Consider the following 21,759-nt stretch of genomic DNA (forward strand, 5'->3'; position numbering starts at 1 on the left):
ACGGGTCTTATCCGATGATCCACTTGCGGGCGGCTTTCCGATTGTTGGACAAGTAGGCAGACGTAACGCATCGAGTTACATCGTCCGCGCTAAAAAACTGATGACAACGGAAGCAATCTAATCTCGCCAGCGCGGAGGAGGCAACACGCATTCAATTCAGGAGAAAATGAAATTAAGAAGAATGGTGCCCGGAGGCTGCATTGAATTGAAGTATAGCGACGTTTAACGTCGTTTAGCTCCGTCTAACAAGCCTTGACTATCAAACATTCATGATGCCTAACGCCGTCGAACGGTGTATAAAATGATCCATCCTAGTCTAGCTGCTTCGGGTGGATTGAAAGGTGGATTGAATGCCCCGCACTTTGAACAAGCTTTCCGCCCTTGCGGTCAAGAATGCCGGTGCCGGTAAATACGCCGATGGTGGCGGCTTGTGGCTCATCAAGCGCGAGGATGGCGGCGGCCAATGGGTACTGCGTTTCACGATCCACGGCAGACGCCGAGAGATGGGCTTAGGCTCGATCGGTGAAGTCTCATTGAAAGAAGCCCGCGAGGAATCGGAACGCTGGCGTGCGGTTGCGCGGTCCGGCCTAGATCCGATCAGCCAGCGAGAGAAAAATAAGCGGGAAGCGGTCAAGCGCCTGCATCTCCTAAAGGACGTGGCCGAAGACGCCTTTGAGAGCCGCAAGGCCGAACTGAAGGGCGACGGCAAGGCAGGGCGATGGTTCAGCCCACTTGAGCTTCATATCCTGCCTAAGCTTGGCAAGACGCCAGTTGCCGAAATCGACCAAACCCAAATCCGCGACGTGCTTTCGCCAATATGGCACACAAAGGCAGAGACCGCCCGTAAAGCACTCAACCGTCTCGACATCTGCATGCGTCATGCCGCCGCTCTCGGCCTTGAGGTTGATATTCAGGCCGTCGCCAAAGCTCGGGCGCTCCTTGGTCAGCAGCGACACGAGGCAACAAACATCCCGGCGATGCCCTGGCACGAGGTGCCGACCTTCTACAAGCGCCTTTCCGATGGCTCCATAACCCATCTCGCCTTGCGCCTTCTCATCCTTACCGGCGTTCGCTCCGGGCCGCTGCGCTTCCTGCATGTTGACCAGATCGACGGCGACGTGTGGACGATACCGGGGGCAGCCATGAAGGGCAGGAAGGGGAAGACGCAGGATTTCCGCGTGCCGCTCACCCCGGAGGCGCTGGACATCATCAAAGCCGCGTTGCCGCTCTCCCGCGATGGATTCCTATTCCCCAGCATCAAGAAGGGCGTCATTTCCGACGCTACTATGTCGAGGCTTATGGAGCGTGATGAAATCGCTTACCGGCCGCACGGCTTTCGTTCTTCCTTGCGGGACTGGATAGCCGAAGCGACGGACACCCCGCACGATATCGCAGAAACCACGCTAGGGCATATCGTGGGCGGCAAGGTAGAGCGCGCATATAGGCGAACCGATTTTTTGGAGCAGCGCCGTAAGCTTCTTGAGCGCTGGGAAAAGCATGTGACCGGCAAGGGCGGGCAAGTCCTGCGGCTGGTTGCGGAGGGGTAGAGCTTTCGAATCCGCAGGGATAGGCCGGCCAGCCGACAAGCCAAACGCACCTTTGGTTTCCCTGCGGTATCTGGTGCTTTCGCGGAGTGCAGCGAATTGGCATATTATCCAGCAGTAAGTAGAAGTTCGTTTTGGTTCGACAGTAGCCGACCACGCGACGCCCCGGATGGCAACTATGTGTTTATCGGCACTGCTGTCGATATCCTTGGCCGCGCCATTTTTGCCGACTGGCAGGAAGATACGCCCCGGAAAGCGTTTGCGTCTGTAGGGAAGGATAAAAACGCGATCGATCGAATATCCCAGATTATGGACTTGCTGGGACCTGCCATAGCCCGAGGGCAGGTTAAATTTGCGCTCCGCGCGGCGAAGGGCGGTGACTTTAAACTGCCACGTGAGGAGCTTGGCATGCGAGAGGGCGCCTTTATTCAGTTCAGCCGTTCATCTTGGAACGTTGACGATTTCACGCCACTTTTTAAATTTGGGCAAATGTCAGACGGCATTTTTCGCCCTGACTATAGCGTTCCAGATTGGATTTACGTTGAGCGGGAGAGTCTAGAGTCATTTGCTGAACTCACAACCCGCGCTCAGCCCGTAAGGGAGTCTGATTTAACCCCGCCTGACACCCTTGTGGTTGAACGTGCTCAAAAAATTATAGGGATCAAAAAAGAAAATCCTACGCATTCAAAAGAGCAGATCAGGTTGGAATTGGGCTTATCAAAAACGGCCTTTATTAGCTCGTGGGCATATGCAAGAGAGATTCACCCGCCCTTAATGAAAGCTGGCGCTCCAAAAAAGAAGCGTTGATTTTCATATAGATAAATCCTCCCCCACCATTAATTTTAATCCCCCCCAAATATTTAAGCGGCTCCGTATTTGTCATCGTTCACCTCGTAGCAACAACGCCCACGAGGGACCAAAACGATGATTACCCAACAGGCCAACCAAAATGCCTCTGAAAGGCTGCTGACTGACAAAGAGGTTGGTGACCTTCTCGGCATGTGCCGCACATCCGTCTGGAACCGCGTGAAAGACGGAACGCTGCCGAAGCCGATCAAGCTCGGTCGTCTTTCCCGATTTTCGCATTCTGACATTCTCGGCTTCATCTCTGCCGCGAAACAGCAGCGCGCCGCTTGAGGGTTCCACATGAAAACGGAAAACCCGGCAGCGCTGGCAGGCGCAAAACCGGGTTTCAATATCAACGCTTTCACAGGGCTTGATACTTGGAACCCTACAGAAATCACCCCCGAAAATCAATCTGAATTGCTGGCGGTCAAGTCCGTCATGCGTCGGTGCCGCGTGTCCTTTTGGCATGCGAAGACCATTTGCCAGCTCACAGGTCTTGGAGGTCTGGCAGCATGACGAAACGCATCATAACGACCGCTCGTGTTCTCCCCGATGGGCAACCGTTCAAACTTGTCGGCCGCTATGGCTGGGCGCTTAAGAACCTCGTAGCCGCTGGCAAGCGCGGATGCACCCCCATTGACCACCCCGGCCCACGCTGGAGCGCATACCGCTGCGCAGGGTTTCGGACAAGGTGAAGGAATCGAGGACAGGCTGAACAAGGCAAAATCGGGCCTTGCTGTTGGCGCTATCATCGGAAGCGCGCTCCCCGGCGCCACGTCCCTCGTCGGCAATGTAGCTCGCCGCATCGTCTCCCCCGTTTCTGCGTCACCCGCGCGCCAATCTCTCGTCAATACGCTTGAGCGTGAGGGCATAGACGTGACGGCAGGACAGGCAACCGGTAGCGACGCCCTGCGATATGCAGAGAGCGAAATCGGAGGCGCTGCGGCTCGGGATTTGGTGGACCGCCAAGGCGAACAGTTTACCCGCGCGGCCCTTTCCCGTGCCGGCGTTAAAGCCGACCGTGCGACGCCTGAAGTTATCGACAATGCGTTTAATCGTATTGGGAACCAGTTCGATTCACTGGCAACGCGGAACACGCTCAAGCCGGATCGGAAGCTGCAAAACGATTTGGTGGATACCTGGCGCAACTACATGTCAGTCACACCGCCGAACGCCCGCGTTCCAATCGTGGCCGACATGATGAGCGATATCAACAACGCCCTGAAAAATGGCGGCTCGCTCGATGGAAAAACGTACCAGTCTCTGCGGTCCCGTCTCGATCGGGTGGCGCGCGGATCTAGCGACCCCGAACTAGCGAACACGCTTCGGGATATCAGATCGGCGCTTGATGACGGCATGGAGCGTTCGATCGCCGCAACCAACCCGAAAGACCTTGGCGGCTGGCGCACCGCCCGCAAGGAATACCGCAACATGCTTGTGCTGGAACAGGCAGCGACAGGGGCTGGGGAAAACGCAGCGGCGGGCCTTATCTCTCCTTCCGCACTCCGTAACGCCACACTGGCGAAGCAAGGGCGCAGGAACTACGCGCGGGGAAGCGGTGACTTTGCAGAGTTGGCGCGTGCAGGTGAAGGTGTGATGAAGCCGATGCCGCAATCAGGCACAGCCCCGCGAACGGCAATCCGCAACTTGGGCGCGGCTCTCCCCGCACTTCTCGGCGCTGGTGCTGGTGGCGCTGCCGGTGGCGGTCCCGGTGCAATGGCGGGTATGGTTGCCGGCGCGGCCCTACCCTCATTCGCTGGACGCCTCATGATGACACCCGCAGGGCAGACATATTTGAAGAACCAGCTTTTGAGCGGTTCGATAAGCCCTCAATTCAGGGCAAAGCTTGCATCGGCTATAAATGCAATCGACGCTTCGTTTCTGCCGCGCATCATGGAGGAAGGGCCGTCACAAGTCCCGGCTGCTGCCGCCGCTCGATAAGTGCATGTCAATGACAAAATATCCAAATAGGAGGCCGGTAGACGCTCCTAAAGCCAGTTGATCCCAATCAAAACCGTCTCGAAATTGCAGTGCCCAGCCAAGTGCAATCATCGCCCATACGGCCCACCACCATTTGCCCAGCGAATAACGTTGGCCGGGGCGCTCGTTCGGATCGTGTTCAATAATTGGTCGCTTGCTCATGGGTCATCATATCCATATCCAGCGGACAATTGCCACTGAAACGATTGCTCCCGTAAGAACAATAATCGATAGGATAAAGGCAAACAGTGCCGCAGCGAACGATTCTTGCCAATAGAATGGTTTGTAATAAGGTGAGAAATCTATCTTCCCAGCCCGAACATCTCTAACTTCCGGCATGGAGACGATGAAGGTAGACGCTGTGCACCCAAGCTTGCTTATGTCGATATTCCCGTAAATGTTCATCCCCTTTGAAAGCGTATCGTCGCTAAGAGTGGCGGCGCATCGGTAGCCAAGTTCACTAGTTGCACTCTCTTTTAGAGAGCCTTGGTATCTATCAAGATTGATCCAGGCATTCGCAACAAACCCGACGCAGCCAACAACGATGGATGCCTTAAATGCCCGGTAAAGCCATCGCTTAACCCAAGGCTTTTTTACGGGAACATCGATAAAGTGAGATTGCCTCATATAATCCCCCATAGATTGAGGGATTATGCCTTATTTCGCGTTGCTGTCGATATACCGGTTCCGGTGTTGATACACCGTGAAAACAGGAGAGCGCATCAAACCAGACAGTTCGAAAAACACTTTGTTGTCCGCAGCTTCTTTCGATATTTCATAACTTTTTAGTTATTTAATATGGGTGTGACAGGTTAAATTTAGCTATCAAGGTTATAGATCGAGAGGGAGCGATGCCGGTTTCAAAACTACTCTGTAGCCTCTCCCTCGTGTTTCTTTATGCGCTGGCCCTCTTCGCGTAAGCCACACCCCGCATAAATCCCCATAAATGGCCAAGGAAGCGATTTCTTCTTTGGCGGCCCCCTTTGCTAGATTTGCCGAAACGCGCGCAGGCGGGCCAGTATGGGGCAAGCAAATGCATTTGATTTCACTTCGTCGTTGGAAACCTGAATATCTACCGTTCCGCACCAAGTACGCGCCCACGCACGCGCGAGACATTACCCAATCGCATGGTTCGGTGAATACGTATTACCAAAAGTAATGATTTCAGGGTGTTATGTCTATTTAATTGCGCCAATCAAAGGGATAGCGATTTTAAAATGATGCCCTATCTCATTCCGCATCAAGTAAGCGCGCGCACGCGAAGCAATCGGCTGATGAAACAGCCGGATAACAGCCGGTGATGGCTCAATTAATAGGCCTACGTCGATTCAGATGACAACTCTCAGAGTGATTACGACAGGTCAGCCACCGCCATCACCGGTCCCGCCGATTGCGTTGTGAAGCCGACCTCATTCCAAAGGGGTTTCGGTGCTAGTGGGTGCTAGAATGATGTTAAGTCTTCCCCCGAGGATTTCTTCGGCGGAACCGGTATGCCTAATGTAAATTTCCAGCGTTCCGGTTTCATCGACTGGCAGTCTCAAGCCAGTAGGCGCAAGTACCGATGGCACCTCGGGATTTCCGACATGGTTCTGCCATGCTATTCTGTTGACCGTTTTCGTTCCCTGTGCTGTCTTAAAGCGGACGTCAGCCTCAAGGCTGGTTGTCCCGCTTTCCAGGTCTGACATCTCAATATACGTGGCTAGTGTAACTATTAACGGCGGCTTCTCATTGCCTGCCGGCGCCACGACAAGTTCTCCAGCGTAGACTCCAATTAGAAGAAATTTTCCATTGGCTTCTTGGCGGATGTCGTCACAGAAAACGATGTGAGCGTTCATTCAATTGCTAGCCCATCTAATTACGGGATTAACCTGAGACGTTTTCGCCTCGGTCACGGATGACGCCCCGGATGTTTCGACAGTGCTGTCGCTTGAATAGGTATCACGTATGGACGGTTTGCTATCAAACAAACCGATTATCGTCTTGCCTTGGGTCGAAGTTGGTAGCACCCTTATCAATTTCCATTCGCCGACTTGCTCCTTTGGAACAACGCGGTGGATAACGACACTTTCCATTGCGTGAGCTAGCTCCCCAAGCGAGCCAATTGTCAGATTATTGAAGCCAGATAGGCAACGGTTCACTCGAGATCGGTCTACGCACAGACGGTCAGCAATTTCCTGTTGAGTCATGCCATCGTTCTCTCGACGATAGACAAAAACTTCCTGCAGCTGCTCGCCAAACTCGGCTACCAGCCGACCGCCCGCTTCTTCGAACTCATTTACCTCAATCTCAAAGGACATCTTTAGGCTCCGCTCCAACGACAAGTTTTGGACTCAAGTCCATCCCGTTACGTATGTGCTTAACTTCGTTTCTGTAACCGTCGTGTAGTTTATATGTGTGGCAATTTTCCATCGAGTTTGCAGCTGCGATGAGGAACTTTCTGCGCTCCGGAAACCACCCAAAAAAGCGAACATCGTCTGATTTCAGCTCGAACACATCATCTTCTTCGGGGCGCATCAACCAGAAATCCTCGCTGTGAAACATCTCCTTTCCGGTTATAAAGCGCTCGAACAGAACTTTTGCTTGAACTAACGGTCTCACAGGGGCGCCTTCCCCCGGACGAGGAATAGCCGTTTGGTTTGCAAGCTCATTTTTGATCCAAGCACCTACATTTGCGGTAACCCAAATCTGTCGCACCTGCGGCACCAGTTTTGGAAAGGCCCGGCTCAAAACGCCGTCTACCTCTAATTGTTCCAATGTTGCCATATAAGTCAACATAATCCTATTAACAAGTGGTGAACTTTCAGAGACTGACGATCCTAGCCTAGACTCAACAATCGAGAGCACAAAGCCCGTTGAACACTTTTAGCGACAGATTTGGGTGGTTAGTCAATATATTTTAAGGGGCGCATATATCGTTTTTCGGCCTCAACGCTCAAAGCGTGTTGAAGGAATTGTCTGCATGGCCCACCCCCGAAACCGCGCCGCAGGCCCTAATGCAGTATGGGCTCACAGTCTCGTTTGACATACCATAAGGGTGTAGATCGTAGGGTGGGCTGTCCCGTTACCCGCCCTGCCTTTCGACATTTTTACAAGACCTTTGTACGCGAGTTCGTCCAGAGCATCGGCTAGCCGAAGCCATCCGCATAGGCATCATTCGCTGACAATAGGCAGAACGGCCTATTTACCCAAAAGCGCGCTGCATTATCCCTACCCCCCGTAAATCTGTGGGGGTTTTAATGCTTCGATATTTCAAGGGTTCATCGCTCCAAGCTTCTGGTTTTGCAGAGCGAGTTTGGCAATTCAGGCACAGGCATTTTGTCGAACGCTTCGGATGGGAGGCGCTTCGAAAATCGGACAACCGGGAAATTGATAACTTCGACACCGATGACGCCGTTCATCTAGTTCTGGAAGATGCAGGCGTAGTTCTAGGCTATTCTCGACTTCTAACCACGAGTGCACCGCACCTGCTTTCTGATGTCTATCCCGAAATCGTAGGCGATGCCGAATATCCGCGCCAGACTAATGTTTATGAATGGACGCGATGCGTTGCGGAACCAGGCGCAAGGTTATGTGGTGTAGAAGCCTCGCACATGCTGCTCACCGGCGTTGCCGAATTCTGCCTAAGTGCTGGCATTGGAGCTCTCATAGTTGAGACACATCCGAAGCTGGTCAATCTGCTGGTTTCGAATCTCTGGGGCGTGACACCCCTAGCAGCGCCGATGGTATACGATGGTGCGCTTGTTGTACCGATCCATGCTGTCCCCTCTCCCGCTGCACTGGCATCTCATCACCGCGGCGCTGGCATCGACGGCAGCGTTTTGGAATTGGCCGCTGACGCCTTAAATCCAGTGACTGGGCGGACCCTGACCACGTTTGTTGACTACGCGCATACTGCTCTTCTTGCGGAGGTGTCCTATGCGTGACCCGCTAACCGAGCATGCCGTCGCGCAATACATTGCTGAGCAGACAGACGAGTTGATCGCCCTAGTCAATTTTTGCCAGCCAAGCGACCGAGTACAGTTCCTCACCTACCTGCTGGATATGGTCCGTTCAGAAGCAAAACAAATTTATAAAGAGGCGCCGAAACGAAAGCCGATGCTTGTGTATTCTAGAACCGAGGCACCTGCTGGCGATTGATGTTAGAGTGAACGTTTGAAGAGATTGAGTGGATAACCCGCCGGCCAGCTTTTTTGCGTCAGTCTATGGGCCTGAAAGTACCGGCCCTCGCTTTTTTTCACTCAGTATGCAGGGGTAGAAAAACGTAGCTTCCGGCTTTTTTCCAGCGAGTCTAAAACTTGAGAAAACCTAATTCGGATAGCTACGCCTTTTCTCGGACGGCGGCTGGGTTGAAATGAATAACGGCCTTGTCAGGATTCGAGTTCGGGAACGAAAAAGTGAACTCTGGAGCGTCGGGATCCGGACGCTTCATCTTCGAAGGTTGTGTTTTTTTCGAGGGCTCGAAATATTCTCGGGAGACGTGGCCAAGTGAGGGAAGCACCGGCCTTCGGCCTTTGAACCAGTCGGATATGGAAACAATCTGAAGCGTGGGAAGGTGGCCTTCCAAACTGATAAGAGCGGGCGGAAAACGCTAAGAAGCATATTTCATATTGAGTATGGCGCCAGCAGTTGCAATGCACCGGGCCAAACTAACCACAGTGCCAGCAAAACAGAAATCAAAATAATGGCTAGGTTGAAAAACAGATCCATTACTGTGGAGAAGCCTATGGCGGACGGAATAACGAATTTCCATACCAAAAACCTGTACGGCTCCTTGATCTCTGGTGTTGTTCTTGTGTCATGAGGGTTTTGGTGAGTACTGGTCTGGTACGGGTGTGAACGGCAGAAGTATCCCACGTATCCAAATTCGCTCTCTTCGATCTCCACCAAGCGCTTCGTGCATGCACGTATTACTACCCTCGTGCGGAGCTCGATACACCAAACAACAATGGTAACAATCATCGCAGAGATCAACGACACGGCCGTCAGGTTTTTTGTTGTAAGCCAGCCGAACGCCGCGAGATATGTCCCGAAGTAAGTGTAACGGACGAGTACCAAAGAGTTCAAATGTGATGCAAGAAACCCGTATTCTAGTTTTAGCCCATCTAGGTTCGAAGTGCGGTCTTCACTCTGCCCCATCCCATCCCCCGGGTGTTGCCCAGCAACCACTCGTGATTGCACGGCACGAAACCTTTACGCAAGCGTGCGACAAAGCAGCTTTTTAATATTTGGAGCTGACGTTCACGCTGACCTTGCCCAATAATGAGCACATCCTGCTTGCCGCAAACTTGTTGCACATGATGAAGTCAGCTATTCGTCCTCCATTTCGAACGTTCGGTACTCACCGCTTTCATTGTCATACACTTCGACTTCGACAGACGACCCAGAGCGTCTAATTGATTGAACTTCGACATCACGATACGAGCCCGAGCCGTAATCATAAACCTCAATGTCGCGACCGGGGCGAACCAGATTACCGCTTCCTATTTCAACGTCGTTTCCGCTTTCCGTATCGACGCCATCCCAAGCGAAGGAAGTGGTATCTAGAGATAACAATACTGCGGTAGCAGCAAACAAAATTCTTACGCGCATTTGATCCTTTCTTCAGTAATAGCCACCGGGGCGAGCCCAAGCGCTGCGATTGCCGCATCGGTTGCCGGCCGCATCGTATTGCCAGTTGTATTGGCAGTTGCCGTGGTACGACCGAGGCGGAGGATAACCGCCACCCCCACAATTGTTATTTGCACACACGGCTACAGCAGTGCCCACGAGCGCTACTGCAACAAGCGCAGTTGCCGCTGCGTCCTGATTCTGAACCATCTGATGACAGTCAAAAGCTTGAACCCCACGGCGATTGAGTTCTTCCAGGATATCTTGCTGGAATACTGGATCTTGGCTCTGCAAGTATGTCCGACAGAGCGTCGGTTTGTCGATCGACTTTGGATTAGCGTTGAACGCTTCTCGCGAAGTTGTGCATGCGCTCAGGGCACACGACATGAACAGGGCGCCAAGCACCCGTAAGTAAACAATTGTCAAAATAGCCCCCAATAGCGTCCCCGTGGTTACAAAAACACGCAGAACGTTTAGAGTCGAGTCTACTCAACTGAATTTTTTATTGGTGAGGCCAAAAGGAATCATTGGTCTTTCAGAGCCTCGGAGTGAGGACTTATTTTGGCGTGCTGATTTGGTGCGTGTCTAAAACGTGGCCTGTGGAAACTAACCCGAAAATCGCCATACCTGAGACTATTGATTGCTGCTTCACGAACGCCGATCCAACCTCCGCGGCGAGTTCACGAAACCAAAGCGAGGAAATCTCATGGGACAGGCAACTGCGCATACTTCACGAAAGGAAAATCAGGTCCTGCAGGATCAACAGCGACTGACGTCCGAGTTTCAACCTCGAACCCAGACGGGCGCTGACGCATCCGACAAGGTGCTGCAACTCGCAGAGGCCATCGCTGCCTGCGTGCAAAAGCAAATGGACTACGAAAAGGCCTCGTTCGAACTCCCAAAAGACAGATTCGCATACAAGGGCAGGCTCGAAGACGCAAGGATGCACGAGTATGACCGTGAACTTGCAACAAGGCAGCTACTCTCTTTCGAGCCTGCAAAATCGATCACAGGCGCTGCGATTCAAGTAGAAGAGAGTTTGTCAGCGTTGGATTTGGTATGGGATCAAGTTCCGCGCGACGCGATTGGCTTTGAAACGAGACAGGATGTCAGGCGCCTCACTAGGTTGCTTTTCTCTGTTCGTGACTTCCTGCTCTCTCAGACGGATTCGGTTCCCGACCACTTCAAGCGAATGCCAGGTAATCCGTGGGTGCCAGTGGCGGCGCAAAAATATCAAGAGACGGAAAGTGCGATCGAAGCAAACCGCCGCCTCAATGCGGAGAAAAACAAAACTACTGGAAACTGACCGCCTGACTCTATAGCGATATCTTAGCCCGCCGTCGGCTTCCCGTGGCCGGCAAAAAAACTTGCGATATTGTCTACAAAAATCGGATGGCAAGAAGTGAGCGACTTGAATGACGCAATTAATAAAATGATGCGCGTCACCGCTTGGCGCCACTTTCCGCTCCTCGCGGCATTTGTGCTGCTTTTGGGGTTCATGACCGGCTTCTATTGGCGAGATTCGGTGAGGGCAGCGTTTTGCAGTTCAGAGCAAGAACATTGCACTCGCGAATGGATCTCGGCAACCGGAGGCTGGATCGCTGTTTTTTTTGCCTATCTTACGATACGCACAATGAACCGCCAAACCGCTGAAGCAAACAGACACCAGCGTGAGAATGTCGAGATTCAGATTCTTGACAAAATGGCTGCTGCCCGGCGAGTTGCCGAGCGATGTCAAAGTGCGGAACTGGAGTGCCGGAATATGATTGCGAACATTGATCATGTTTTCCAAAAGCAAATGCATCGAGATTTTCGCCCCCGAGCGTTCCACTGGTTTGTAAAGGAGCAAATCGACGCCAATGAGATTAGAATGGTTAATCTAACATCGCACTCCCCGCGCGCTAGCGTCGAGAAGTTTCTCGATATGTTTGAAGCTGAATGCACCGCTTATGAAACGGCCGTCAAAGAGGAAAATTGGAGGGCTGCTGACATGCGGTTGGCTGCGCTTAAATCAAAGGTGTCGATGGCGCAGAACATTTTTTCTGCCGCACGAAATGACGCTATACGTTTTGTCGAACGATGGAGAAGCCGAGTACCAGCCTATTGATCGCCGTTGGCGGCATTTGGCCATGGCGCCGAACCTGACAAAACCTGACATGCAGCGTTTTTTTTGAGGCAGTACCGGCCGAGCAGAATCCGCTGCCCCCACCTTTGGGGAGACCCGCATTTACGGGGAGTAGCGGGGAGGGAGGCAAGTCAGAAATCTACGTTCCCGCTTTTCACCCCATGAGTCAGTAAAATAGTGGGAAATACTGATGATAGCGTAAAATAGGCCGAAATAGGGGAAAGGTGCCTGCTGCTACGCTTGCCACACGGCAGATGAAGGAATTTTGTCACTCCCTAAAAGAGTCTCGAATTTTCGGGAGCCGCAAAAAAGCAGCGCCGCCCCCTGATAATACAGAGCGGAAACAGAACGCATCAGTTCTTGTGATAGGGATGATAATATCCATCGATTCTGTATACGTATCTTCCCACGTCTACGGATGAACTAGCGCAGAGAGAAATAGGCTGGCAGCCAGACGCCGGCCTTTTCTTTTGCTTGAATCCAGCATTCGGGACCAATACGCGCGCGCGCGGCATTGCCGGAAAAGCATCTAAACTCAACATCATAGCGGCTAAACTTGTGGAATTGGCCGTTTCGCGCCTGTTAGTAAATGTTACTAAAAGGCTGGGTAAGGTAGTGATGGCCGAGCGTGGAGAGCCGACGCCTACTTCAGGGAGCTTCAGTTTCTGAAGCAATTTGCCGTTGCTCAAAAGTGCCCTGCACCCTGAAAGCTCCAAATAACCGACGTTGCGCTGCCCATGACCACCACCGAGCAAGAGCGGGAGATTACGTTAAAAGCTTTTTCTCCAAGTCAGCTATTCTCTTCTCCAGCTTTGTAATCGTTGCGGAGTGAAGAGCTTGCCGAATTTCTTCCGTGGTTAAGTAGACATGCAAGCGGAAGTACCCACCCAAGCCAAGTTTTTTTGACCTCGGCACGTATATTTCAACGCCGTCGTCTGTCACGTGGAAAGCACTTGCGTCTAAAGTGCTGTCTGTAAGGGTGTGATACCCAACGACATTTCTGCCGTACCCGTTAGCTACTATTTTCACCTGCATGCCCCCCCAGGTCACTCATGCCAATGCTCCAGAATGCATGGTGCGAAAGGATGGCGCAAGCGCTTGCCCAAAGCCAAATTGCATGAGGCATGAGGCATGAGGCATGAGCAAAAGCGAAAACCCAGCCAGTTCGAAAGAGCTATCACGCACGGGTTAGCGTCACCGTGGCGCAAACTGATTACTCCCTTCACTTGGTCATATCTCGCGTGAGTTTTTTGAGCCAGAAAAGCGAACGTCGTTGAAAAGGGCAAGCTGCCAAATCCTGATGCACCACAACTCTGCGACCGCACTGGTCTCTCTTTTTCGTTCACCGGCCCAGCGTTTTCGGCCTAGTCCCAGTATCCCTGCTTTGGCGGCGGATCGCCTTCTGGGTCGAAGAACTCGTCGTCCTGTGGAAACAGGTTCTCCGACCTGAGATTTGCTGCAAGGGTCTCGGGTTCGTTTTGCGCCTCGAGGTGCGCCAATCGAGCTTTAGACCATTCGATCATACGCTGATATTCTGCCAGGGTGTCCCCTCCCGCTTTCGAAGCGCTTTCAATAACAGACTTGAGCTGCGCCGCCTCCTGTTGGTAATCCGCCAGATCGGCAAGAAACTTGATGCGCTTGGCTTCACGTTCCTCTCGCTTTTTGTGCAACTCGCGTCTATGCGCCAGATGCCTCCGGCGTCGTTCTTCCTTTTCACGCTCTTCGCGCCGCGCCTTGTCAAAGGCCAAATGATAAAGAATTCCGTCCGCAATGCCGTCGACCATTGTCTCAAACGATTGGTGCTTTCCATCGGACCATTTTTTCCGGGCCCCATCTGCCCAGTTATTGATCTCGAAGGTGAGTTTTCCAGAATAGTGGTAATCGAATTCCGGCCAGAATTTTTCCGGGAACAGCCATTGGCCTCTTTTACTGGCCATCGCCCGTTTCCGTTCGTAGTCTTGCTCTTTTTTTAGTTCAGCAGGTGAGGGCTCATGTTTCACCCTTTGCCTGCCTTCGCTAATTTCCAACGATATATCTTCGGGCGGAATACTGGCTTTTAAGCCGCGCTCCCCTTGGGTTAAGGAAATTCCGCGATGCTCCAGCGCGATAGCGAGATGATGAAGGAATGCAATGACGCGAGGCCTTGCGTCGCGGTGAATGCGTATTCCTGTTACGGCGACTTCGCCGTGTCGATCAGGCTGAGTTGCTTTGAGTTCGAGCACAAGGCCGGAGATTGAAATATGGGGTCGTCTAACTGGTTGGAACGCAGTTACCGACGCTGCGCCGGCCATATCTTCCCGGGGTTTCACGGCAGGGTTAGATGCCGCAGCAGGCTTAATCTTGACCTTCTCCACGGCCTTTTGAGCCGCTTCAATAGCGAAAGCGACATAAGGGTTTATTTGCTGCTTGGCTCCCCCGATATGGACAATGTGTAGTGACGGATTATCGAGTTTCCAAAGAGGAGTTTTAGTCGCTGGTTGTCCTGCCTCAATCTTTGCCCAATACCCGCGTCCGGGCACAGCAATGTGGTAGCGAGCGCAGGTTTTTGCTAAGCCGCGATCAGAAATTTCCAGTTGCTCTGCGAGTTTTGAAATAGGCGTGGACCACACCAAGTCATAGAGTTCCTGTCGTGTGAAGGTACGTTTCATTAGAAAATACCGGGTTCGATTCTCGACGTGGGCCTCAGACTACTCAGGCTCGTGTAAACAGCAACCACGTCTATTCGTCCTAGCCATGAAGGAAAGGGCTATAAACCGATAGCGACACCGTCACCTTTGAAGAAACGCAGCGGGGCCGTTTGAAGAAATATCAAAAGATATCCGTCGGAACAGAACAGCGCGCGAGAGCGCTAGACAGCTTGGCATTGCCGAAAGATGTCAGTGATGGCTCATGTAGAATAATGGTGAAGCAGAGAGGGGACTTCCAATGCCGAATAATCCGGCAATCACGGATTAGTGAGCGCCCTCCTACCGACCCGAAAAAGGTGGGCAGAAAGGTGGATTGAGACAGGCAATTAAAAGCCATCAGCTTGAAATAACTAATCTTTTCTATGGAAAATGGTGCCCGGAGGCGGATTTGAACCACCGACACGCGGATTTTCAATCCGCTGCTCTACCAACTGAGCTATCCGGGCACTTCAGGTCCTTGAAGAACCTCCGCTTTTGGCGGGCGGGGCCGTTTGGTGCCCCGAAAGTGAGCGGGGTTATAACATCTTGTTCGGACATGGCAAGCGCCATAGCGAAGTTTTTTGACAGTTTTTTCACGGCGCCTGTGGATGGCTGGAATACGTGCGCTGTGAAGGCCTTATCGTGGCTGGAAACGCGCTATCGGCAATCCGCCAGACCTGATCGACATCAGTCAGGTGGCGGGTTCAGGCGCTGCTGATCCGGGCGAGCGGCGGTTGGGCGGCTTGGGGCAATTATGCCCCTTCCCTGCGCCGTGCGGCAAGTCCAAGCGCAAAAGGCACCACAGCCACCAGAGCCGCCATGACGGGTGAGGACGCGAAGATGCGGCTGGCAAGCGAGGTAACGGCAACGGAGCGCACAACCATCATCAGGCGCGAATTCTCGTGGTCTTTCTCGTGCCTGAGATCTGCGGGTTTGTGGCGGGTTGGATGGGACGCCGATTCCAGCTTTTTCACATCGCGGCGCAGCTTTTCCAACTGTTTGCGGAGTTCGTCCAGTTCCGCGCGTATCGACTGGTCCACCGTAGCGGAAGCACGCGCCTCTTGGACAGTGGGCTTCTCTGCCTCTTTCTCCGCAGCTTCTTCATCAAGTTCAGCCAAGTGGTCGTCAAGGTCCGATGGTTTGTCGAAACCATGGGATCGCAGCGATGTCTTCATTGCAGTCTCCTGAAGTGTCCTGAATTGCGGCACCGGGCGCGCATCGCCCGTTCACGCCTTCTCAACGCCCCAGCCGGGCAAAGGATGCACATAAAGCGACGGTATCGGCACGATAGGCCGATAAAAAAACAGGCCCCGAAGGGCCTGTTCATTGGTGTGTCTTGAAGGCTTATGCCGCTTTCGCGGTGCTGCCATAGGGATCGAAGCGACCGTAGAAGGTCTCGCCCTTGGCCGCCATGTCCTTCAGAAGCGGCGTCGGCTTGAAGCGTGGGCCATAGGTCTCGCTCAGCTTCTCGGCCAGCGCCACGAAGGTCTTCACGCCCATGCCGTCGATATAGGAGAGGGCGCCGCCGGTGTAGGGCGCAAAGCCGAAACCGAGGATGGAGCCGACATCGGCCTCACGCGGGTCGGTGACGATGCCTTCTTCCACGGTGCGGGCGGCTTCCAGCGCCACGGTGACCAGAAAGCGCTGTTTCAGCACTTCCATATCCACATCCTCCGGCTTCTGCTGAGGATAGAGATCCTTCAGGCCGGGCCAGAGGGACTTCTTGGCAGGCTTTGGCGGGTAGTCGTAAAAGCCCTTGGCGTTCTTGCGGCCAAAACGGCCCTCGCCTTCCACCAGCTTCTTCACCAGTTCCATATGGCGCGGATCGACAGCCTTTTCACCGAGATCGGCAACCGTTGCTTTCAGGATCTTGTAGGAAAGATCGATTGCCACTTCGTCGTTCAGCGCCAGCGGGCCGACCGGCATGCCGGCGAATTTCGCGGCATTCTCGATCATGGCGGGCGGCACGCCCTCGATCAGCATGTCGTAGCTTTCCGCCATGTAACGCAGCACGCAACGATTGACGAAGAAGCCGCGCGTATCGTTGACGACAATCGGCGTCTTCCTGATCTTGGCCACATAATCCAGCGCGACGGCCAGCGCCTTATCGCCCGTTTCCTTGCCGAGGATGACTTCCGTCAGCATCATCTTCTCGACCGGCGAGAAGAAGTGGATGCCGATGAAATCCACCGGGCGCTTGGAGTTCTTCGCAAGCCCGGTGATCGGCAAGGTGGAGGTGTTGGAGGCGAAAATTGCGCCTTGCGGCAACACGGCTTCCACGGCCTCGATGACGGCCTTTTTCACGTCGCGGTCTTCGAAGACGGCCTCGATGACGAGATCGGCGTCGGAGAGCGCCGCGTAATCCGCTGTCGGGGTTACGAGGTCGAGCAAGGTTTTGCCTTCATCCTGCGTCAGCCTGCCCTTGCCAATGGCGGCCTTGACGCTTTCCTCGCAATGGCCCTTGCCCTTGTCGGCGGCTTCCTGATCGCGGTCCACCAGCGTGACGGGGATACCGGCTGCGGCAGTGACATAAGCAACGGCGGCGCCCATGAAGCCCGCGCCGACGACGCCGACCTTTCTGAACTCCGTCTTCGGCTGACCGGCCGGGCGGCGCGCGCCCTTGCCCAGTTCCTGCATGGAAACGAACAGCGAGCGGATCATGCCGAAGGCTTCCTTCGAGCGAAGGATTTCGGTGAAATAACGCTGCTCCACCTTCAACGCCGTATCGAACGGCAATTGCAGACCCTCATAGACGCATTTCAGGATAGCAAGTGCTGCCGGATAGTTGCCGGCGCTTTCACGGCGCAGGATCGCCGGAGCGGCCGGCCAGAGCTGGGCAGCGGCCGGCGTCCAGATGCCGCCGCCGGGGGCCTTGAAGCCTTTTTCATCCCAGGGGGCAACCGGCTTCAGGCCGTCCTTGATCATTTGCTTGGCAGCGGAAATGAGCTGATCCGGATCCACCACCTGATGAACCAGCCCCATGGCCTTGGCGCGCGCACCGGTCAGCGACTGACCGGTGGTCATCATCTGCAAGGCGGATTGCGCATCGGTCAGGCGCGGCACGCGCTGGGTGCCGCCGGCACCAGGGAAGATGCCGACCTTGACTTCAGGAAGGGCTATCTTGAGGCTCTTGGCATTCGACGCGACGCGACCGTGGCAGGCAAGCGACAGCTCGAAAGCGCCGCCCATGCAGGTGCCGTTGATGGCTGAGACCCAGGGCTTGCCGTTGGTCTCCAGCTTGCGGAACAAGCCGGTCATGCGGCCGACCAGTTCGAACAGCTTGGCGGCTGCCTGATCCGGGTCCTTCGCCTTCTCGTCATTGTAGAAGGAGAACATCGACTTGATCATCGAAAGATCGGCACCGCCGGAAAACGTGCTCTTGCCGGAGGTGAAGACAGCACCCTTGACGCCAGCGTCGGCGACAGTTGCGTCAACGATGGCGTTCAGTTCGTCCATCACCTCGGAAGTGAAGACATTCATGGACTTCTCCGGCATGTCCCAGGTGATAAGGGCAATGCCGTCTGCGTCCGTCTCGATGGTGAAATTGGTATAAGTGCTCATTTTGGGATTCCTCTTCCCTGAATTTCGTTTCGCCGAACTTCCCGATCCCTCATTCCCGTGCCTGTCACAGGAACCCAGTCAGCCCAAGTCTTTGGGCTGGAAGACTCTCGCGCGCCGCAGACGCGGCGCTGCTGGAATCCCTGTGACGAGCACAGGGTGAGGAGCCTGGGGTTAGCCCTCCGTAACTCAAACCCGCTCGATAACGGTCGCTGTTCCCATGCCCGCGCCGATGCAGAGCGTGACGAGCGCGGTGTTCAGATCGCGCCGCTCCAACTCGTCAAGCACCGTGCCGAGGATCATCGCTCCTGTCGCACCCAGCGGATGGCCCATGGCGATTGCGCCGCCATTGACGTTCATCCTTTCGTGGCTGATGTCGAAAGCCTGCATGTAACGCAGCACGACGGCGGCGAAGGCCTCGTTGAGTTCGAAAAGATCGATATCGGCAAGCGACATCCCGGTCTTTTTCAGAAGCTTCTCGGTCACATCCACCGGGCCGGTCAGCATCAGCGCCGGATCGGAACCGATATTGGCGAAAGCCCTGATGCGGGCACGCGGTTTCATGCCCATAGCCTCGCCGCCCGCCTTGGAACCAACCAGAACGGCGGCCGCGCCATCGACGATACCGGACGAATTGCCCGCATGGTGCACGTAGTTGATACGCTCCACTTCCGGGTGCGCCATGATGCCAACGGCTTCGAAGCCGCCCATTTCACCCGGCATCTGGAAGGATGGGTTGAGGGAAGCCAGCGCCTGCATGTCCGTACCGGGGCGCATATGTTCGTCGCGGTCGAGGATCGTCAGGCCGTTGCGGTCCTTCACGGGGATAACGGACTTGCTGAAATAGCCCTTTTCCCAGGCATGCGCGGCGCGCTTCTGGCTTTCGACAGCATAGGCGTCGACATCGTCACGGGAAAAACCGTATTTGGTGGCGATGAGATCTGCCGACACGCCCTGCGGCATGAAGAAGGCGGGGAAGTTGACCGAAGGGTCCATGTACCAGGCGCCACCAGACATGCCCATGCCGACGCGCGACATGCTTTCCACGCCGCCGGCTATGACGATATCGTCGGAGCCTGCCTTGACCTTGCCGGCCGCGAAGTTGATGGCATCGAGACCTGAAGCGCAGAAGCGCGAAATCTGCATTCCCGGTGCCTTGTTGGAATAACCGGCCTCGAAGGCGGCGGCTTTCGGGATGACTGCACCGGCATCCATGACGGGATCGACACAGCCCATGATGATGTCATCGACAGCAGACGTATCGAGCCCGTTGCGGTCGCGGATGGCTTCCAGCGTCTTGGCGGCAAGGCGAACGGAGGGCACCTCATGCAGGCTGCCATCCTTCTTGCCGCGTCCGCGCGGGGTGCGGACATGGTCATAAATGTAAACGTCGGTCATTAACTCTCTCCCTCGGCGCGTGACACGCCCTGTCAGAATGCTTCCGCAGCCAGTTCCATCATGGTGTCCGCGCCGGTTTCGATGCGAGCCTTGCGTAGCGCCGTTTCCGGCATGATGCGCTCCATATAAAACTTCGCCGTGACAAGCTTGGTCTTGAGGAAATCCTCGTCCGAAGTGCTACCTGCCGCAAGGGCTTCGCTCGCCGCCTTCGCCATGCGGGCCTGCATGTAACCCAGCACCACGATACCGAAGAGGTGCATGTAATCGGTCGAACCTGCACCGGCATTGTCTGGCTTGGCCATGGCGTTCTGCATGAACCACATGGTTGCGGCCTGCAGGTCGTTCAAGCCCTTCTTCAGGCCCTTGGTGTAGAGGCTAAGCTTTTCGTCAGCGCGGTTTTCCTCGCAGAAATCGCCGATTTCCTTGAACAGCGCCATGACGGCACGGCCGCCATTCATGCCGAGCTTGCGGCCGACCAGATCGAGCGCCTGAATGCCGTTCGCACCCTCATAGATCATGGTGATGCGGGCATCGCGGACATATTGGCTCATGCCATGTTCCTCGATATAGCCGTGACCGCCGAAGACCTGCTGCGCCATCACGGCATGGTCGAAGCCCTTGTCGGTCAGCACGCCTTTCAGGATCGGCGTGACGAGACCGAGCAGGTCATCTGCCGTCTGACGCTCTTTCTCATCGGTCGACCGATGGGCGATATCGGATTGCAGCGCGGTCCACAGAAGGAAGGCGCGACCAGCCTCGTTATAGGCCTTGATAGTCATCAGCGTACGGCGGATATCCGGGTGCACGATGATCGGATCGGCCTTTTTATCGGGGAATTTCGCACCGGAAAGTGAACGGCCCTGAATGCGCTCGCGGGCATATTCGACCGCATTCTGATAGGCGATCTCACCCACGGACAGGCCCTGAAGGCCGACGCCGAGGCGGGCTTCGTTCATCATCACGAACATGGCAGAGAGACCCTTGTTCTCCGCACCCAAGAGATACCCCGTCGCATCGTCATAGTTCATGACGCAGGTGGCGTTGCCGTGGATGCCCATCTTGTGTTCGATCGCGCCGCAGGTGACGCCGTTGCGCTCGCCGAGCGAACCGTCCTCCTTCACGAGGAATTTCGGCACGATGAACAGCGAAATACCCTTGGTGCCTTCCGGCGCGCCCTCGATGCGGGCAATCACCAGATGGACGATATTGTCAGTCATGGAATGTTCGCCGGCCGAAATGAAGATCTTCTGGCCGGAAATCTTGTAGCTGCCGTCGCCCTGCGGAACTGCTTTTGTGCGCAGCAGGCCGAGATCGGTGCCGCAATGGGGTTCCGTCAGGTTCATGGTGCCGGACCATGTTCCCTCGACCATCTTCGGCAGATAGGTTTCTTTCTGCTCCTGCGTGCCATGGACGAGGACGGCAGCGATGGCGCCCTGCGTCAGGCCGGGATACATCATCAGCGACAGGTTGGCGGACGACATATACTCGCCAATCGCCGCATGCAGCGTATAGGGCAGGCCCTGTCCGCCGAATTCCGGCGGTACGGCGAGGCCGATCCAGCCGCCTTCACAATAGGCGTCGTAAGCCTCCTTGAAACCATCAGGAACGGAAACCGAACCATCATCTGCACGCTTGCAGCCCTGTTGATCGCCAGACAGGTTCAGCGGGAAAAGCCGCTCCTCGGCAAGTTTCGCCGCCTCGCCGGTAATAGCCTCGATCATGTCAGGGGTTGCATCCTCGAAGCCGGGCAGGTTGTTATACCGCTCGAGGCCAAGAACGTCGTTCAGAATAAAAAGCGTGTCTTTAACTGGGGCCTTGTAAACAGGCATTACCGATGTTCCTCCGCATCGTGAAAGCCGGAGCCGATCCGGCCGATATGGGATGACAATATTTGACGTGCGCGTAAACGTCAAATAAATTCCGGTCGAATGTCATGGCCCTTTTTCCGCGCAATGCTTGGCCAGCCCCACGCGAAAGCGTTACGCGCCGCAAAAGTTAAAAAATTCCAACCATAGTTAACCACTTCTTTACCACG

Annotated in this window: 21 protein-coding genes, 1 tRNA gene and 1 pseudogene; 10 read left to right on the forward strand and 13 right to left on the reverse strand. The window is 54.7% G+C overall.

All coding sequences use genetic code 11. The features are described 5' to 3' along the window. The first annotated feature begins 350 nt into the window (after positions 1-350). The 6 genes and pseudogenes from ACQZ6D_RS15325 to ACQZ6D_RS15350 all read left to right on the forward strand — a co-directional run bounded on the left by ACQZ6D_RS15325 (position 351) and on the right by ACQZ6D_RS15350 (position 4,331). Entirely contained in the window at positions 351-1,547 is a 1,197-nt protein-coding gene (locus tag ACQZ6D_RS15325) for a tyrosine-type recombinase/integrase (RefSeq protein WP_448729798.1), read from the forward strand. Between the two features lie 177 nt (positions 1,548-1,724). After that, a complete protein-coding gene (locus ACQZ6D_RS15330; RefSeq protein ID WP_448729799.1) occupies positions 1,725-2,351 on the forward strand; it encodes a hypothetical protein in 627 nt (208 codons plus the stop codon). Between the two features lie 117 nt (positions 2,352-2,468). Next, complete coding sequence (locus tag ACQZ6D_RS15335; protein ID WP_448729800.1) at positions 2,469-2,681, forward strand: helix-turn-helix transcriptional regulator; 213 nt, start codon at positions 2,469-2,471, stop codon at positions 2,679-2,681. A gap of 9 nt (positions 2,682-2,690) precedes the next feature. Next, positions 2,691-2,906 carry a hypothetical protein gene (locus ACQZ6D_RS15340; RefSeq protein ID WP_448729801.1) on the forward strand — a complete coding sequence of 72 codons (216 nt, stop codon included), beginning with the start codon at positions 2,691-2,693 and terminating at the stop codon, positions 2,904-2,906. Then, positions 2,903-3,058: pseudogene (locus tag ACQZ6D_RS15345) on the forward strand (winged helix domain-containing protein); the annotation flags it as partial. The gene ACQZ6D_RS15340 and the pseudogene ACQZ6D_RS15345, both read left to right, overlap by 4 nt. Continuing rightward, positions 3,027-4,331, forward strand: coding sequence for a hypothetical protein (locus ACQZ6D_RS15350; protein ID WP_448729802.1), 1,305 nt, complete (start codon positions 3,027-3,029; stop codon positions 4,329-4,331). The pseudogene ACQZ6D_RS15345 and the gene ACQZ6D_RS15350, both read left to right, overlap by 32 nt. Here ACQZ6D_RS15350 and ACQZ6D_RS15355 read toward each other — a convergent pair. The 5 genes from ACQZ6D_RS15355 to ACQZ6D_RS15375 all read right to left on the reverse strand — a co-directional run bounded on the left by ACQZ6D_RS15355 (position 4,299) and on the right by ACQZ6D_RS15375 (position 7,133). Next, positions 4,299-4,532 (reverse strand): hypothetical protein, encoded by a 234-nt coding sequence (locus tag ACQZ6D_RS15355; RefSeq protein WP_448729803.1) that lies wholly within the window; start codon positions 4,530-4,532, stop codon positions 4,299-4,301. The two genes, ACQZ6D_RS15350 and ACQZ6D_RS15355, sit on opposite strands and share 33 nt — an antisense overlap. Positions 4,533-4,538: 6 nt before the next feature. Further along, positions 4,539-4,997 carry a hypothetical protein gene (locus tag ACQZ6D_RS15360; RefSeq protein ID WP_448729804.1) on the reverse strand — a complete coding sequence of 153 codons (459 nt, stop codon included), beginning with the start codon at positions 4,995-4,997 and terminating at the stop codon, positions 4,539-4,541. Between the two features lie 782 nt (positions 4,998-5,779). Then, on the reverse strand, positions 5,780-6,205 hold the full coding sequence (locus ACQZ6D_RS15365) for a hypothetical protein (protein WP_448729805.1): 426 nt from the start codon (positions 6,203-6,205) through the stop codon (positions 5,780-5,782). Next, complete coding sequence (locus ACQZ6D_RS15370) at positions 6,206-6,667, reverse strand: helix-turn-helix domain-containing protein (RefSeq protein ID WP_448729806.1); 462 nt, start codon at positions 6,665-6,667, stop codon at positions 6,206-6,208. It lies immediately after the preceding gene. Then, entirely contained in the window at positions 6,657-7,133 is a 477-nt protein-coding gene (locus ACQZ6D_RS15375) for a hypothetical protein (protein ID WP_448729807.1), read from the reverse strand. The genes ACQZ6D_RS15370 and ACQZ6D_RS15375 overlap by 11 nt, the downstream gene beginning before the upstream one ends. A gap of 473 nt (positions 7,134-7,606) precedes the next feature. Between ACQZ6D_RS15375 and ACQZ6D_RS15380 the strand changes: the two genes are divergently transcribed. Together ACQZ6D_RS15380 and ACQZ6D_RS15385 are read left to right on the forward strand one after the other, a co-directional pair. After that, positions 7,607-8,293 carry an acyl-homoserine-lactone synthase gene (locus ACQZ6D_RS15380; protein ID WP_448729808.1) on the forward strand — a complete coding sequence of 229 codons (687 nt, stop codon included), beginning with the start codon at positions 7,607-7,609 and terminating at the stop codon, positions 8,291-8,293. Next, positions 8,286-8,507, forward strand: coding sequence for a hypothetical protein (locus tag ACQZ6D_RS15385; RefSeq protein ID WP_448729809.1), 222 nt, complete (start codon positions 8,286-8,288; stop codon positions 8,505-8,507). The genes ACQZ6D_RS15380 and ACQZ6D_RS15385 overlap by 8 nt, the downstream gene beginning before the upstream one ends. Positions 8,508-8,972: 465 nt before the next feature. Here the strand turns inward: ACQZ6D_RS15385 and ACQZ6D_RS15390 are convergent, their stop codons facing one another. Then, complete coding sequence (locus ACQZ6D_RS15390; protein WP_448729810.1) at positions 8,973-9,506, reverse strand: hypothetical protein; 534 nt, start codon at positions 9,504-9,506, stop codon at positions 8,973-8,975. Between the two features lie 171 nt (positions 9,507-9,677). Then, positions 9,678-9,959: a DUF5334 family protein gene (locus ACQZ6D_RS15395; RefSeq protein ID WP_448729811.1), complete on the reverse strand. Its 282-nt coding sequence runs from the start codon at positions 9,957-9,959 to the stop codon at positions 9,678-9,680. Positions 9,960-10,683: 724 nt separating this feature from the next. Between ACQZ6D_RS15395 and ACQZ6D_RS15400 the strand changes: the two genes are divergently transcribed. Both ACQZ6D_RS15400 and ACQZ6D_RS15405 read left to right on the forward strand, forming a co-directional pair. Beyond that, positions 10,684-11,283, forward strand: coding sequence for a hypothetical protein (locus ACQZ6D_RS15400; protein ID WP_448729812.1), 600 nt, complete (start codon positions 10,684-10,686; stop codon positions 11,281-11,283). A 96-nt stretch (positions 11,284-11,379) separates the two neighbouring features. Next, positions 11,380-12,084, forward strand: a complete 705-nt coding sequence (locus tag ACQZ6D_RS15405; protein ID WP_448729813.1) for a hypothetical protein — start codon at positions 11,380-11,382, stop codon at positions 12,082-12,084. 1,382 nt (positions 12,085-13,466) lie between these two features. Here ACQZ6D_RS15405 and ACQZ6D_RS15410 read toward each other — a convergent pair. From ACQZ6D_RS15410 to ACQZ6D_RS15435, 6 genes are all read right to left on the reverse strand, one after another. Next, the gene (locus tag ACQZ6D_RS15410; RefSeq protein ID WP_448729814.1) at positions 13,467-14,750 is read right to left on the reverse strand and encodes a hypothetical protein; all 1,284 of its coding nucleotides are present in this window, start codon (positions 14,748-14,750) and stop codon (positions 13,467-13,469) included. 409 nt (positions 14,751-15,159) lie between these two features. After that, positions 15,160-15,235 (reverse strand) — tRNA-Phe (locus ACQZ6D_RS15415). 285 nt (positions 15,236-15,520) lie between these two features. Then, positions 15,521-15,943: a hypothetical protein gene (locus ACQZ6D_RS15420; protein ID WP_065703798.1), complete on the reverse strand. Its 423-nt coding sequence runs from the start codon at positions 15,941-15,943 to the stop codon at positions 15,521-15,523. A gap of 169 nt (positions 15,944-16,112) precedes the next feature. Beyond that, a complete protein-coding gene (locus tag ACQZ6D_RS15425; protein WP_111790155.1) occupies positions 16,113-18,329 on the reverse strand; it encodes a 3-hydroxyacyl-CoA dehydrogenase NAD-binding domain-containing protein in 2,217 nt (738 codons plus the stop codon). Positions 18,330-18,515: 186 nt separating this feature from the next. Further along, positions 18,516-19,724 (reverse strand): acetyl-CoA C-acetyltransferase, encoded by a 1,209-nt coding sequence (locus ACQZ6D_RS15430; protein ID WP_065703794.1) that lies wholly within the window; start codon positions 19,722-19,724, stop codon positions 18,516-18,518. A gap of 32 nt (positions 19,725-19,756) precedes the next feature. Continuing rightward, positions 19,757-21,553, reverse strand: coding sequence for an acyl-CoA dehydrogenase C-terminal domain-containing protein (locus ACQZ6D_RS15435; RefSeq protein ID WP_065658363.1), 1,797 nt, complete (start codon positions 21,551-21,553; stop codon positions 19,757-19,759). Between the last annotated feature and the right edge of the window lie 206 nt (positions 21,554-21,759).

The sequence above is a fragment of the Agrobacterium sp. 22-3639C2 genome (assembly GCF_053522105.1).

What these genes read in the sequence shown, in the direction of transcription:
- ACQZ6D_RS15325 (WP_448729798.1), top strand. Translation starts at nt 351, where the DNA reads ATGCCCCGCACTTTGAACAAGCTTTCCGCCCTTGCGGTCAAGAATGCC.
- ACQZ6D_RS15335 (WP_448729800.1), top strand. Translation starts at nt 2,469, where the DNA reads ATGATTACCCAACAGGCCAACCAAAATGCCTCTGAAAGGCTGCTGACT.
- ACQZ6D_RS15340 (WP_448729801.1), top strand. Translation starts at nt 2,691, where the DNA reads ATGAAAACGGAAAACCCGGCAGCGCTGGCAGGCGCAAAACCGGGTTTC.
- ACQZ6D_RS15355 (WP_448729803.1), bottom strand. Translation starts at nt 4,532, where the DNA reads ATGAGCAAGCGACCAATTATTGAACACGATCCGAACGAGCGCCCCGGC.
- ACQZ6D_RS15360 (WP_448729804.1), bottom strand. Translation starts at nt 4,997, where the DNA reads ATGAGGCAATCTCACTTTATCGATGTTCCCGTAAAAAAGCCTTGGGTT.
- ACQZ6D_RS15365 (WP_448729805.1), bottom strand. Translation starts at nt 6,205, where the DNA reads ATGAACGCTCACATCGTTTTCTGTGACGACATCCGCCAAGAAGCCAAT.
- ACQZ6D_RS15370 (WP_448729806.1), bottom strand. Translation starts at nt 6,667, where the DNA reads ATGTCCTTTGAGATTGAGGTAAATGAGTTCGAAGAAGCGGGCGGTCGG.
- ACQZ6D_RS15375 (WP_448729807.1), bottom strand. Translation starts at nt 7,133, where the DNA reads ATGGCAACATTGGAACAATTAGAGGTAGACGGCGTTTTGAGCCGGGCC.
- ACQZ6D_RS15380 (WP_448729808.1), top strand. Translation starts at nt 7,607, where the DNA reads ATGCTTCGATATTTCAAGGGTTCATCGCTCCAAGCTTCTGGTTTTGCA.
- ACQZ6D_RS15385 (WP_448729809.1), top strand. Translation starts at nt 8,286, where the DNA reads ATGCGTGACCCGCTAACCGAGCATGCCGTCGCGCAATACATTGCTGAG.
- ACQZ6D_RS15390 (WP_448729810.1), bottom strand. Translation starts at nt 9,506, where the DNA reads ATGGGGCAGAGTGAAGACCGCACTTCGAACCTAGATGGGCTAAAACTA.
- ACQZ6D_RS15395 (WP_448729811.1), bottom strand. Translation starts at nt 9,959, where the DNA reads ATGCGCGTAAGAATTTTGTTTGCTGCTACCGCAGTATTGTTATCTCTA.
- ACQZ6D_RS15400 (WP_448729812.1), top strand. Translation starts at nt 10,684, where the DNA reads ATGGGACAGGCAACTGCGCATACTTCACGAAAGGAAAATCAGGTCCTG.
- ACQZ6D_RS15410 (WP_448729814.1), bottom strand. Translation starts at nt 14,750, where the DNA reads ATGAAACGTACCTTCACACGACAGGAACTCTATGACTTGGTGTGGTCC.
- ACQZ6D_RS15420 (WP_065703798.1), bottom strand. Translation starts at nt 15,943, where the DNA reads ATGAAGACATCGCTGCGATCCCATGGTTTCGACAAACCATCGGACCTT.
- ACQZ6D_RS15425 (WP_111790155.1), bottom strand. Translation starts at nt 18,329, where the DNA reads ATGAGCACTTATACCAATTTCACCATCGAGACGGACGCAGACGGCATT.
- ACQZ6D_RS15430 (WP_065703794.1), bottom strand. Translation starts at nt 19,724, where the DNA reads ATGACCGACGTTTACATTTATGACCATGTCCGCACCCCGCGCGGACGC.
- ACQZ6D_RS15435 (WP_065658363.1), bottom strand. Translation starts at nt 21,553, where the DNA reads ATGCCTGTTTACAAGGCCCCAGTTAAAGACACGCTTTTTATTCTGAAC.